A 13,249-nucleotide genomic window follows, 5' to 3' on the forward strand; every position below is an offset into this window, starting at 1 on the left:
ACTGCCTCAATCGTATGGTCAGACACTACTTCGGCGGGATGCGCAGCACCATGTCGATCTTGATCTGGTTCGGGTCGGAGATCTTGTCGCGATTCGCGGCCAGAATCTCGTCAGCACGTGCCTTGGAGCCGAGGTATCTCTCGGCGAGCTTGGAAAGCGAGTCGCCCTTCGCCACCTTGTGAGTGGTGCCGACGTTTGCAGTGGCTGGGGCGGTCGTGGGCTTCGGAGCTGCCTTGGGCTCGGGCTTCGTTTCCGGTGCTCGCGTCTGGGCTGATGTCGGCTGCTCACCTGTCAGCACATGCTTCGGGGGCAGCTTGATGGTCGCTCCGACCCGCACGGTGCCATCGGCACCGACTCTGCCCTCGTTGAAGGCGGCGAGCGCCTTCCACAGGTTGGCATCGCCGTACGTGGCCCTCGCGATAGAGTAGAGAGAGTCCTTTTCCTTGATCCTGTAGATCTGGATGTCCTTGGGATCAACCGCCGGAGTGGCACGGTCGGCGACTCGCGCCTCAGGATTGGCTGGCGTCGAACGCTGAGCCCCGGAGTCTGTCGGTGTTCCCGCACGCCGGATGGCCTGCTCAAGGTTGTTCCGCGAGGGCTGCTGGAGCCCCTGCTCGATGACCATGAAGGTGGGTTCCGCAACGACCGGTTCAGGTTGTACGGTCTGTGTCTGCGCGATCTGCTGGGGATCGGCGGCCGCGGGCGAGGGTTCGATCCGGGCGGCGGGCGCGATTTCACGCGCGTTCTGCTCCGCCCATCGAAGCACAGGGCTGATCGCTTCACCGAGCCCCAGGGTCGAACGCTCGTCGTCTACCGCGACGGACGCGAGCTTCAGTTCTCGCTGGCCGGAGAGATGGTCGCTGACGAGAACGCCGACGATGAGAATCAGCGTGAATCCGATGATGAGGGCGAGCTTGTGTTCACGGGTCACTTGGCCGCATCCTTGCTTGCAACGGGTGTGAACTGACCTCGCGATCCTGTCCTTGGACACGAGGAAGAACCGCAGAAAAATCTTAGCGCCTTCGAACCGCTCGAAGCTTCGCCGAACGCGACCGAGGGTTCACCTCGACCTCGGCTCCGGAGGGCCCGACGTGGCCGGAGAGCAGATCGTCGGCCAAGCCACGATCTCGCAGACTTGAGAACATCTTCTTGACCGGGCGGTCTTCGAGGGAGTGGAACGAGATGACGCCGACGCGGGCTCCCGGAGCGAGCCACTGCGACCTCGAAGAGCCGAGCATCGCGGCCTCAACCGAGTGGAGTAGAGCATCGAGATTGCCGAGTTCGTCGTTCACGGCTATGCGAATGGCCTGGAAGGTCTTGGTGGCTGGGTCGATGCCGGCCGAGTCGGAACGCCCGACTGCGGACCGGACGATTGAGGCAAGGTCCGAAGTTGTGGATATCGGGTGCGTCCGACGCTCCTCGTCAATCTTTCGTGCGATCGCCCCGGCGCGGCGTTCCTCGCCGAACTCTCTGAGAATTCGCTCGAGTTCAGAGACGGGGAGTGACGCGACAAGATCGGCCGCGGAGTGGGGCAATGGTTCAGACGACCCGGGCGTCTTGGGAGCCGCACCATCCTGGCTCGCGAGACGCATATCCAGTGGACCTTCCCGGGAGAAGGAGAGCCCCCGCTGCGGATCCTCCATCTGGTTGGAGGCGAAACCGAGGTCGGCCAGGACCATGTCGGCCATGCGCCCGCTGGAGGTAATCCGCTTCGGGAATCCGGCGAAGTTGGCGCAGAAGCTCTGGATCTCGGGAGAGTCGGCACCGAGCGACGCCCTGATCCTCTCCTCAGCGCGTCTGAGATTGCCCAAGTCCCAGTCGTTGAGTATCAGGCAGCCGGACGGCCCGATCCTGCGTGCGATCTCCAGGGCATGCCCACCGAGACCCGTTGTGCAGTCGGCATAGACCTGGCCGGGGCGAGGGTCGAGGGCATCCAGCACTTCGTGGAGCAAGACCGGGATGTGGCTATATCTGTCGGACATGTCGAGGAGCGTATCGCGATCCCATGGTGGGGATTTGTTCGACTGGCCTATGATTCGTTTCGTGGATCGTCCGACCCCGCAAGCGGTACACATGAGTCTCTTGGAGTCCATTCAATGCGCACGTACGAGCGAGCCGGTCTGTGGATTGCTGTCTCCGTGGCGATCATCCTCGCCTTCAACCTCCGCATCCCGGAACGCGCAGCGACCGCACAGCCGACGAATCAGATCATCAGGGTCGCGACTGTTGACATGTTCCAGTTGCTTGAGTCGATGATCGATTCTGACCGTTACAAGCCCGCTCGCGATGCGCGGGATGCCGAGATCAAGTCGAAGTACGACGCGCTCCTTGCTGAACTCAAGTCGCTCGAGACCAAGATCCAGCTCATCCCGCAGGGAACGCCGGAGTTCCAGGCGACCATGTCGCAGGGACAGGCGAAGGAGATGGAGCGTCAGCAGTTCGCTCAGCAGGTCGGGCGTGATCAGGATGCCTTCGTGGCCTCTCAGGTCAAAGAGGCCTACGCACTTGTGCATGCTGCCGTCAACGAGTCGGCGGCCCAACTCGGGTATACGCACGTCTTTACAACCCGGACGAGCGCGACCAACATGAAGGGGGACTCTCTCGCCCCGGTCATGCAGGAGATACTGGCTCGGCCGCTCGTTCGGACCAGCACGACGGACGACATCACCGACAAGGTGCGAGCACGCCTTGGTCTTCCTGAGAAGCCGGCGGCAACTGACGATGCCGGCACGGCCAACGGCGGACGCTAATCGCCCGAGCCCTCTCGTCCCCCAAGATCCATCACATTGATGCGATCTCGAATGTGCCTCCCGAGCGAGGCGCACATGGCCTGCTTGACATCCCCCATCGCTGGACAGCGATCTCCGAGTACGTCTTGGAGCGACGTGACCGGACGTCCGACAAGGCCGCACGGAACGATCAGTTGGAAGTGCGACAGATCGGTCGCGACATTCAACGCGAGCCCGTGCATGGAGATCCACTTTCGTACCCGGACGCCCATCGCGCAGACCTTCGCGTGAGGCGTTTCGTCGGCTTCGCCTTTGGTGATCCAGACACCCGTTGCTACTGGATCGCGGACTGCGGAGACCCCCCACTGCCGGCAGACATCGATCGTCGCCGCCTCGAGCAGTCGCATGTAGTCGTGCAGGCGCAGACCGAGCGTGTTGAGGTCCAAAATCGGGTAGACAACGAGTTGTCCGGGGCCGTGGTAGGTGATGTCCCCCCCACGGTCGGTTTGCTCGACACGCACGCCCTTCGCTTGGAGCGTTGACGGATCCGCGACGAGGTGCCTCGCAGCATCTGGCCTGGCGGAGATCGTGATCACGGGCGGGTGCTCGACAAGGAGCACGCGGCCGATCTCTGGAGCACCGGACTCACGCGCGGCCAGGACCTCTTCAAGATGGTGACGCTGGACCTCCAAGGCCTCCCCGTAGGCCATCCGGCCGAGATCGACAGACTGGAATGGGAGTTCTGCCATCGAGCGACGTGTGCCCTGCGTGGAACGCGCCTCGGGATCGTGATGATCCCTGAAACGGCCCATACCTACGATAGCCGCATGCAAGTACAGGGCTCACCGCAGATCCATCCGACCTCGATCGTCTCGCCTGAATGCCGCCTCGGTCAGGGCGTCCGCATCGGACCATTCTGTGTGCTCGAGGGGGAGATCACGATCGGCGATGACGCCGAGTTGATCTCGCACGTCTGCTTGCGCGGACCGCTGCGCATCGGCGATCGGACCCGTGTGTATCCCGGCGCGTGCCTCGGGTTCGAGCCCCAGGATTTTAAGTACAAGCCGGGGATGCAGACTGCGGGAGTCGTGGTCGGCTCCGACTGCCTGATTCGAGAGCACGTCACGATCCACGCTTCGACAAAGCCGGATGTACCGACCCAGGTCGGCAACGGCTGCTTCCTCATGGCGACAACGCATCTCGGCCACGATGTTCGAATCGGCAACAACGTGGTGATGGTCAATGGCGCGGGCATCGCCGGGCACAGTGATATCGGGGACAACGTGATCCTCTCGGGCGGCGTGCTCATTCACCAGTTCGTTCGCGTAGGGAGATACGCGATGCTGTCGGGGGGTGTCGGCGTCTCGATGGATGTGCCGCCGTTCTGCGTCGTCGCGGAGCGGAATCGACTGGGCGGGATCAATCTCGTCGGCATGCGTCGGGCCGGCTTCACTCGGGATGAGATCACGGGAGTGCGGCGTGCGTTCCGCGAGGTTCTTCGGGTGCCGACGCTCACGAAGCAGGAGATGGTGGACAAGCTCCAGGAGCTCGGGCGGACCTGCCCCCCTGTCGCCGAGATGGCCTCGTTTGTCGCGGAGCCGAATCGGCGCGCTATATGCCCCGGGCCGGGACGCCCACCCCGGATGTTCACGACATTCCTGCATCTTGGCCGCCGGGGCAAGAGCGGCCTGCAGGAGGCGCTGCTTGGCTCGTCGGACGAAGAGTGAGTCGTTGGACGCGACGTGGTCCGTGTCGATATCCTCAAGCGAAGGCCGGAGAGCACAGGACATGCACACGGACGGCACGGAGCAGACGCCATGGATGAGCGTGCTGGCGAGCGGATCGTCGGGCAATTGCTCTGTCCTGTCATGGAACGACGGGGCAAGGCGTGCGGCAGCGTTGATCGATCTCGGGCTGAGTCCGAGGCGGACTCGCAACTCGCTCGCGTCGCTCGGGCTGTCACTCGATGACATCTCGTTCGTGCTGCTGACGCACCTTGACAGCGACCACTTCCATTCCGGCTGGCTCAGAAAGGGACTTGTGCCTGGGCCATTGTGGATGCACAGGAGGCATGTCGGGCGTGCGTCCCGCGAGGGGATCGCCACGCTCCGCACCGAGGTGTACGACGAGGGCTTTCGCGAGCGCGGCCTCGTCGCTTCGGTGCATATGGCCTCGCACGACGAACTCGGCGTCGCGACTTTCAGGATCGGCTTCACCCAGCATCCCGGGCAACTCGGATTCGCAACGGATGTCGGGCGTGTGACGCCTGGACTCATCGAGCACCTTCGGCGGGTTGATGTCCTGGCCATCGAATCAAACTACTGCCCCAGACTCGAGCTCGCGTCGGACCGCTCGGAGTTTCTCAAACGCCGCATCATGGGCGGTAGCGGGCATATCTCAAACGAGGAGTCTGCCTCAGCCGCCCGAGCGATCGGGCCACGGGAACACCTCGTTCTGCTTCACCTTTCCCGCCAGTGCAACAGCCCCTCGATCGCGCTCGGCCATCACGAGGGAATCGGCTGCCCGATCACCGTGTCCACCCATGCCGAGCCGACCATGCCAATTCCGATCGTCGGCTCAGAAACAGCACGAATCGCGCCGCCCCGTGTGGAGACACGGGTTGGGAAGCAATGGCACCTCTTCCCGGCAGGACAGCACGCATGAGCACGGCTCCGAACGAGCCGGGCAGACTGAAAGACCTGCGGCAGCAGGTCCGGCTGCTGCTTGGCCTGAGGGACACGATCACGGTCGATGGCGTTCGCTATGTGGAGCGCACCCATGAGCCGCTGCGCCGCGCACTCAGCAAGAAGGGGCGCGGGTACAAGGACTACGAAGTGACGTTCCGATCGGGCGAGCGCATGCGAATCCGCTACGCGCCTTCACGCATTTACGCTGACATCGCCGGGGCGTCCGCGCTCGCTCCATATCGCCCAGCAGACACGCTGATCCGGCCTGGTGCGAGGCTGCTCGTGATCGATGCCGGAACCGGCTTCGGTGCCGCGTGGCTTGTCCAGCGCGTCGGCCCTGCGGGGGCTATCGTCGCCCTCGAAGAAGACGGTGAGAGTTCTCACTACGCGATCAGGCGATACACGCTGCCGAACGTCGCGTTCGAGCGCGGCTCGACCGAATCGCTCAGGGGCGAACTCGACGGCTCTTTCGACGGCGTGGTCGCGCTCGCCGTGCTTCGTCGCGAGCACGATGACCGCGCGGCACAGATCCTCGAACTCTGGCGCGTTCTCAAGCCCGGCGGGTGGATGCTCCTCGGCGGCCCGGCCGCGGGTGAGGCGATCACGACCATCCTCATCGACTCAGGGGTGCAGGATGCGGAGATCGCGACATCAGAGGTTGTGACCCGGGGGCCAGACGGGCTCATGACATTCCTCGTCCGCAAGGGCGTGCCGACGGCAGCAGAGTTTCGGAACGAATCCGATGCCGACGAGGGTCCGACCGATGCCTGAGCGTGGCACGCCCAGCATGGAAGCCCATCCATCGAGCGTTCCGGGCGATTCGCAGACCCGGTTCGATCGGGATGAGCCGTGGAAGTCTGTCACGCTGGCGATCTCGGGCTATCGCGATGGCTGCGAGCTTCGGCCTGTTCTTCGCGACTGGATCGAGTTCATCGGGGGCAGGCCCAGAGAGATCGTTTATGTTGATGGCGGCTCGCCGCGTTCGACGGTTCGCCGCCTGACGGGCATGCTGCACGATGGCCTGATCGATAGACTTGAGCTCCTCACGCCCGGGCACTTCGAGAACCACCGCGATCGCTGCTATATCCAGGAGTATCGTGCGGGGCGGCTTGCGACGCTTCCTTACATCATGTTCGTGAAGATGGACACGCTTCCGTTTCGGCGCGGCCTGAGCAACTGGCTCGCTGAGGACATGGCAGCGCTCGATCGGCACGATGTCTTTGCGATCACACACTCGCATCAGGACAACCCACCGATCGGGCGCGAAGGGCCGTACTTCGTGTTCGACTTCACGAGTCTGAACTTCGGGCTGATGAAGCGGAGCGTCTTTGAACGCTCGATCGAGGATCAGATAGGCGACCTGGTCCGGAGCAACTTCCGAGGCGAGTATCCTGCCAAGATTCGCACCGAGGATCGCTTCAAGCGGATGCTGGTCGAGTGGCTCTGGCATCACCAGGTCGTTGAGCACGGCTTGAAGACGCTCGGAAGGGCGGAGTCCATCGATTTCACGATCAACCATGTCAACAAGCGCGGACGAGAGCTGCTGCGCATCCGACGCGCGTACCGCGCCCGGAAGGGGCTCGATCGTTTCTATGACGCGTCGCTGTACTACAGGCCGCCGCACGGACCCATCAAGGGATTCGGAAAGAGGATCGAAGAATCCGTGCGAGGCGTTCGCGACAGGGTGCTGAAACTACGAAAGGGCGGCGGATCATGAGCACGGACGCGATCGGTGCTGTCGTCTTCGACTGGGGGGGTGTCATCCTGCGCATCTGTCGCTCCTGGGACGAGGGGTGCGATCGCGCCGGTGTTGCACGTCGGGAACGCCCCGGAGGCGAGGCGATGACGCTGGAGCGGCGTCGCCTCAACGGTCTGTATCAGACCGGGATGATCGACTGCGACACGTACTTTGACGGGGTTGCAGCGACGACCATGGGCGCGTACGCGGCATCCGATGTTCGGCGAGTGCATGACGCGTGGCTTGTCGAGGAGTATGACGGTGTACGGGCATTGATCGAGGAACTGAACGCCTCGGGACGCGTGCAGACGGGTCTGCTCTCGAACACAAGCCACAGGCACTGGCTTCGGCACATACCCACCGGCAGCGGCATGGCGGACTTTCCGACGATCGGGCTGCTTCGACACAAGCACGCGAGCCATCTGCTCAAGCTCGCGAAGCCGAGCATCGACATTCATCGCGCCTTTGAGAGAGAGTCCGGGCTGCTCCCTTCTCAGATCCTGTTCTTCGACGACTTGGCAGAGAACATCAGCGGAGCCCGTGCCGCCGGGTGGCATGCGGTCCAGATCGACCACACGGGCGATACCGCCTCGCAGATGCGAGCGACCCTTCGATCGCTCGGGATTCTCGACGACCGCTGAGCATGTCGAGATCGAAACCCGTCACTCGCGCGGGGTGGCTGGTGCTCCATCCGACAGGTGCCAGAGGCGCAGATCGCGGAACTCGATCCTGCTGCCGGGGTGATGGGCCTGCAGTGCGATGTAGCCGTCGGCAAAGTCAGACTGCTCTGAATCGGTCATCAGGATCCCGTTGATCCAAGTCTGGATGTGGTTGCCCTTTGCCCGGACTCGATAATCGAACCACGCGCCATCACGGGTTATGAGCCGAGAGCCAAGCTGTCTGTTGTAGAGTGATCCGGTGTAGTTCTTCGCATCGTGATTATCGATCTGGGCTTCATATCCTCGCGGCCACGAGTTCGGATCCTCCGTGCGCGGCTCGGCCCTGAAGTAGATGCCGCTGTTCCCGCGTTCGCCAACTCGCACAAGCGCGCGAAGCTCGAAGTCGCCGTAACGCTCCAGAGAGAAGAGGTGCCCCGGCCCATCCGATCCGACCAGCGTGCCGTCTTGCATCGCCCATGAACCGCTGCCGCGCTTCACCCAACCGGACATGTCCGGCGTGAGGAGTTGCATATACCCATCGCGATCCGGATCCGGAGAAAGATCCTTGATCCGGAGGTTCCTGTAGCGGACGGCGTCGCCATGATCCTGCAGCGAGATGTATCCGATCGGCATGCGTGCGTTCAGCGGGCTGGGATTGTCCCGGGAATGGATATAGCCGCGTGAGTCGAGCTTCTCGTTGTCATGCACCTTGATGCCGTTCAGCGAGACATTCAGCGTGTCGCCAGTCAGGGAGATGTGGTATGTGTTCCACTCCCCGGCCGGCTTGCACGCCTGGACACTCGGAGGGATCGCGTTGTAGACCGCCCCACAGACGCCATCGGTGATCGGCTTGCCGTACGAGTCAAAGACCTGTACCTCAAACCCAGTGAACGCGGGATCGCCGTTGCTTGATCCACGCAAGCCGACGCCGCTGTTGCCGTTGGGTGGAAGCAGGAACTCCAGCGACAACTCGAAGTCGCGATACATCTTCGTCGTCCGGAGCCACCAGCCCTTTCCCGGCTTCACGACGCGCAGTTCTCCATCGACCGCGGCCCAGGCGTCCGGTTCGCCCCACGTCGTCCAACCGGCCAGATCCTTGCCGTTGAACAGATCCACCCAGCCCGCACCGTCTGAAGCCGGTGACGGGTTGTGAATTCCCGCTGAGGCGGCAGACGTCACATCGGACTGCGCAAGCGTGGACAAGAGCGGCACGCTTGAGGCGATGAGGATCGACACGAACACAGGGATCGAACGAGTGGACATCATGCGGACTCCTGCGTGGCGTGCCCGAGGTTGGGTACGGCCGTTTCGAGCGATTGGATCAGTTCAACGGCTTGACGTAGATGTTCGAGAACTCAATCGGATCACCATGATGCTGGAGCCCGATCGGTCCCGAGGCGGGCACGCCGGGAAGGTGAGCGTCCTCGATCACGGTCTTGCCATTCAGTTGAACCGTGAGACGCTCGCCCTTCATCGTGATCACGAAGCGATTCCACTCCCCAAGAGGAGCGTCGGCATTCTCTCTTGGCGTGACGGCCGCCCGCACTGCCGGAGGCATGCTCATGTCAGTGCGGTAGCCGTAGACCTCGCCCGAACCGACTGGCCAGCACCAGATGTTGACCTGGCTCTTCTCATTTCCTCGGAGGTAGATGCCGCTATCGCCAGCTTCTTTGACTCGAGCCGTGACAGGCCTTCCCTCCGAATCGATACGCTGAGTCCCGTCGCTGTCGATCACGGGTCTGTCAACCTCACGCGCAGGACCAGTCCACCTCCAGTCCGCGACGAGCACGAAGTCGCGGAACTCCTGCTCGGTCCACAAGTGATCACCCTTGCCGTCATACGAGAGGACGTAGTCGTTGGCGCGCCAGTGACCGCCGTTCGCAGGATTTGCCCGCCAACCGGAGAGATCCACCCCGTTGTAGAGACTCGTGAACCCCTCATCGAGCTTCGCAACATGAGAGTCCGAGAGCGGAGCGGCAGAGGGCGGGAGTTCCTTGATGAGCAGGTTCCTGAAGTGAACCTCTGATCCCTCTGACTCCAGGCAGATGTATCCCTTTCGTGGCGAGGCCTCGCGCCCGCGGGTCACGACCTTACCGTTGACCGCGAGTGAGATCTCTCCGTTGACGCACTCGATCCTGTAGTGATTCCAGCCGGGAGAGGGAAGCATGCGTTTCTCTGTCGGGAACGCCCTGTTTCCGCCGCGCCCGTTCTCGGGAATCATCGTTGCTCCCCAGATCGGGAAGATATCGCCATCGCTTGTGTACCAGTCGCCCTCGAGCCCATCCATGACCTGCACCTCGACCGACCGGGTGAACGGCTGTCCTCTGGCTGGCATCGGATCGGACCATACGAAGATCCCGGCGTTCCCTTCTGCTCGCATATGGCGGAACTCCACCTCCATGATGAAGTTCTCGTAGTGCCTATCGGTACGGAGGAGCCCCGTCGGGAAGCCCGAGCAGATGATCATTCCATCACGCACCTGCCACGTTGAGGGCGCACAGTTGATGTTGAACCAGCCAGAGAGATCCTTGCCGTTGAAGAGGGGTGTGAATCCGGGCTCTGTCGTGAGATGAACCGTGCGTCCGTCATCGACATACTCGACCTCTGATGCGGACCATGAGTCTGTCCGGAAGGGCGCGGCGGGCAACCCGGCTGAGCCGAAGATCACCGCTTCTGGCGATGACGCCCATGCGTAGCGAACAGCAACAGGGGCCGGAACCGAGGGGTGCGTGAGCACGAGCGCGTCGCCCTCTACCCTCGCGCCGGCGGGCCTGAACTTCCGGTCCTCGCCGGCGATCCAGATCTGAGGTACCGCGCTCTGGCGCAACTCCATCCCGTCGGCGTGATCGAACGTGATCCGTAACTCGGGTCCGCGGGCGTTGACACCCGATGGAATCGGACCGGACCACTCGATGCCATCCTGTCCGTATGTGTTCGCGAGCGCGATCGACGCAAGCCGCAGGCCGACGTCCCGTTTGTTTGCCGGGTGGATGTCCGCGGGGTTGCCGATGTCCAGCGTGACCGCCATAACCGTGTTGCTCGTGACAAGTGATTTCTGCTGAGACTCACGCAGTTCCGCGACTAGATGCGGATTCACGTTCGGATAGCGGTACGGCGCGATCTGCACGAAGTAGAAGGGGAACTCGCCCTGGCCCCACGCGTTCCGCCACCCCTCGATCATCGCGGGGAAGAGACGCGCGTAGAGCGGCGCGTTCCCGATGTTCGACTCACCCTGGTACCAGATCACGCCCCGTATCGCAAAGGGCACGATCGGAGCGATCATGCCGTTGTAGAGCGAGGTCGGCGTCCCCGGCCCGATCTGGGGCGCGCTGGTCATCGGGGGGAGCTCTCGCATGCTCGGCCCGATGGCGTATCTCCACGATCCGGCGATCGACACGGATTGCTCCGAAGGACCAACACCGGCGATCAGCTTGACCTCGTGTGCCCTGCCGCTCGCGGTGCCGATCGCGCCGAGCCCGCCAGTGTCGAGCACACGCACGGCGACAACGTTTCGACCCGAACGGAGCAAGCCAGCGGGAATCTCGTATTCACGGGGCTCAGCCCACTTCCCATCGGAGTGTGTCGCGCCGATCTGCTTTCCGTTGAGCCAGACGGTGTCCCGATCGTCGATCGGCCCGAGATGGAGCCGCCCTGCGCCGCCGCCCCCCGCCCCTGCGAACTCAGGTGTCAGATCGATCGTGCGCCTGAAGTAGACGATCCCGTCGTGCCGCCCGAGCTCATCACCGGCGAACACGCCGGGAACCTCCATGGTGCTCCATGCAGAGTCGTCGAAGGTGTCGGTGATCCACTCTCGTGGCTGGCGCTTGGCGCCGGGCTGGTCCAATCCATCCCACCATCGCCTCTCCCATCCTTCTGTGACCGCGTCTCGGGTCTGTGGATCACGAGCTTTCGCAACGAAATCGAGCTGTGATGCGAACTCGGGGAACTTCGCAAGTGTCGGCTCGCTTGACCATGCCTGCGCGGGCGTCCCGCCCCAATCCGCGCTGATGATGCCGACAGGGACATTCAGGTGCGATGCGATCTCGCGCGCGAAGTAGTAACCCACAGCCGAGAACTTTGCCGCATTCTCCGGCGTGCAAGTGGTCCATTCGCCCTCACAGTCGATCCTCGGATGCAGCGATATGGTGTTCTTGACCGTGAAGAGTCTGACCATCGGATCAGATGCGCGAGCAATCTCCGCTTGTGCCCCCTCGGTCGCGGCCAGCGGCCACTCCATATTCGACTGGCCCGAGCAGACCCAGACCTCTCCGATAAGGACGTCCTTGAAGACCTTTGTGGTTGTGCCCTGCACCGTGAGCGTTGAGGGTCCGGCGACGGACTCGGGCGTTGAGAGCTTTACGACCCACTGCCCTCTCGCATCAGCGACGACATCTTCGCTCTTGTCGGGAGCCCACGATCCGGTGACCCTCACGCGTTCCCCGGGAGATGCCCAGCCCCAGACAGGAACCTGGGTATCTCGCTGCAGAACCATGCCATCGCCGAAGATCGCCGGCATACCGATATCCGCTGCCGCGGACGACGACCAAATGACGAGAGCCAGAGCGGCATGACGCACGATGGACACTTGCATATGACCTCCAACACCTGTGGGAGGTGCAGTGTAACGCGATCGTGCCCGCGCTGCTTCCAGAGCCCTTGAATGGCACTTTCGAGAGCCAGGCCCATCACTTGGCGGATTCGGCTTTCCCGTCTGCCTGCGGGGCAAACATCTCCGGCTTGGCCTTTTTCCAGGCCTCATCGAGCTTCGCGATGTGAACGCCGGGGTTCTTGAAGAACTCGCCAGCGCATCCCTCGCAGCAGAGACGTACAAGGCGATTCGCGATGACGATCTCGGTCGCCTCTTCCTCGCCCAGTTCTTCCCCCGCAATCAGGCAGACGCTGAGCGGATACCCGGCGCTCTGCGCGGTCTTGACGACCTGATCGAGCTTTGCGATGGTCGCTGCGGGATCCTTCCGAAACTCGGTCGCGCACGCGTCGCAGCAGAACCGCACCAGTCTGTTATGCCACACAACCTCAACGACATCACCCGCGGGCCCTAGATGCTCGCCCGAAATGAGGCATTGTGTCGTGGGGTAGAAGGGCGCCTGGTCCTTAGCCATCTCCTTGTCAACCTCTGCGAGGGATGATGTCAAGTCCTCCTGAAATCCCTCGACGCAGTCCTCGCAACAGAAGCGAATCTCTCGCCCGTCATAGACGCGGACGACAGGATCCTGTAGTTCGCCGATCTCGTGGTACGCCACAGGGCAATCCCGGAGGGAGAAGGGATCTCCGACGCGATCGCCCAGCATCGCAGCGACTCCAGAAGATACTGCGATCAAGACGAGTCCAGAGCAGAGCTTCGCTGTCGTGAGCATCGTTGACTCCTTGTGGCTGCATGCACGCCGCATGCCGTACGATTGTTGCACCCTCGCTTCG

Annotated in this window: 12 protein-coding genes; 6 read left to right on the top strand and 6 right to left on the bottom strand. The window is 62.8% G+C overall.

All coding sequences use genetic code 11. The features are described from left to right. Positions 1-25: 25 nt before the first annotated feature. Together KF838_07560 and rsmH are read right to left on the bottom strand one after the other, a co-directional pair. Positions 26-931, bottom strand: a complete 906-nt coding sequence (locus KF838_07560; GenBank protein ID QYK49702.1) for a LysM peptidoglycan-binding domain-containing protein — start codon at positions 929-931, stop codon at positions 26-28. 82 nt (positions 932-1,013) lie between these two features. Then, positions 1,014-1,982: a 16S rRNA (cytosine(1402)-N(4))-methyltransferase RsmH gene (gene rsmH / locus KF838_07565; GenBank protein ID QYK49703.1), complete on the bottom strand. Its 969-nt coding sequence runs from the start codon at positions 1,980-1,982 to the stop codon at positions 1,014-1,016. Positions 1,983-2,096: 114 nt separating this feature from the next. Here rsmH and KF838_07570 point away from each other — a divergent pair, with 114 nt between their 5' ends. Further along, positions 2,097-2,750 carry an OmpH family outer membrane protein gene (locus KF838_07570; GenBank protein QYK49704.1) on the top strand — a complete coding sequence of 218 codons (654 nt, stop codon included), beginning with the start codon at positions 2,097-2,099 and terminating at the stop codon, positions 2,748-2,750. Here KF838_07570 and lipB read toward each other — a convergent pair. After that, on the bottom strand, positions 2,747-3,541 hold the full coding sequence (gene lipB, locus KF838_07575) for a lipoyl(octanoyl) transferase LipB (GenBank protein ID QYK49705.1): 795 nt from the start codon (positions 3,539-3,541) through the stop codon (positions 2,747-2,749). The two genes, KF838_07570 and lipB, sit on opposite strands and share 4 nt — an antisense overlap. Positions 3,542-3,556: 15 nt before the next feature. Between lipB and lpxA the strand changes: the two genes are divergently transcribed. The 5 genes from lpxA (at position 3,557) to KF838_07600 (ending at position 7,795) form a co-directional block, all read left to right on the top strand. Next, positions 3,557-4,456 carry an acyl-ACP--UDP-N-acetylglucosamine O-acyltransferase gene (gene lpxA / locus KF838_07580; protein ID QYK49706.1) on the top strand — a complete coding sequence of 300 codons (900 nt, stop codon included), beginning with the start codon at positions 3,557-3,559 and terminating at the stop codon, positions 4,454-4,456. A gap of 61 nt (positions 4,457-4,517) precedes the next feature. Next, positions 4,518-5,393, top strand: a complete 876-nt coding sequence (locus KF838_07585; GenBank protein ID QYK49707.1) for an MBL fold metallo-hydrolase — start codon at positions 4,518-4,520, stop codon at positions 5,391-5,393. Further along, positions 5,390-6,187 carry a methyltransferase domain-containing protein gene (locus KF838_07590; protein QYK49708.1) on the top strand — a complete coding sequence of 266 codons (798 nt, stop codon included), beginning with the start codon at positions 5,390-5,392 and terminating at the stop codon, positions 6,185-6,187. Before KF838_07585 ends, KF838_07590 begins: the two co-directional genes overlap by 4 nt. After that, positions 6,180-7,133, top strand: a complete 954-nt coding sequence (locus KF838_07595) for a hypothetical protein (GenBank protein ID QYK49709.1) — start codon at positions 6,180-6,182, stop codon at positions 7,131-7,133. The genes KF838_07590 and KF838_07595 overlap by 8 nt, the downstream gene beginning before the upstream one ends. Further along, positions 7,130-7,795, top strand: coding sequence for an HAD-IA family hydrolase (locus KF838_07600; GenBank protein QYK49710.1), 666 nt, complete (start codon positions 7,130-7,132; stop codon positions 7,793-7,795). Before KF838_07595 ends, KF838_07600 begins: the two co-directional genes overlap by 4 nt. A gap of 21 nt (positions 7,796-7,816) precedes the next feature. Here the strand turns inward: KF838_07600 and KF838_07605 are convergent, their stop codons facing one another. The 3 genes from KF838_07605 to KF838_07615 all read right to left on the bottom strand — a co-directional run bounded on the left by KF838_07605 (position 7,817) and on the right by KF838_07615 (position 13,188). Beyond that, entirely contained in the window at positions 7,817-9,079 is a 1,263-nt protein-coding gene (locus tag KF838_07605; protein QYK49711.1) for a DUF1080 domain-containing protein, read from the bottom strand. Positions 9,080-9,134: 55 nt separating this feature from the next. After that, positions 9,135-12,404 (bottom strand): DUF1080 domain-containing protein, encoded by a 3,270-nt coding sequence (locus KF838_07610; GenBank protein ID QYK49712.1) that lies wholly within the window; start codon positions 12,402-12,404, stop codon positions 9,135-9,137. 94 nt (positions 12,405-12,498) lie between these two features. Continuing rightward, positions 12,499-13,188 carry a hypothetical protein gene (locus KF838_07615; protein QYK49713.1) on the bottom strand — a complete coding sequence of 230 codons (690 nt, stop codon included), beginning with the start codon at positions 13,186-13,188 and terminating at the stop codon, positions 12,499-12,501. Between the last annotated feature and the right edge of the window lie 61 nt (positions 13,189-13,249).

It is taken from the genome of Phycisphaeraceae bacterium (assembly GCA_019454185.1).
Classification (GTDB): Bacteria; Planctomycetota; Phycisphaerae; order Phycisphaerales; family UBA1924; genus JAHBWV01.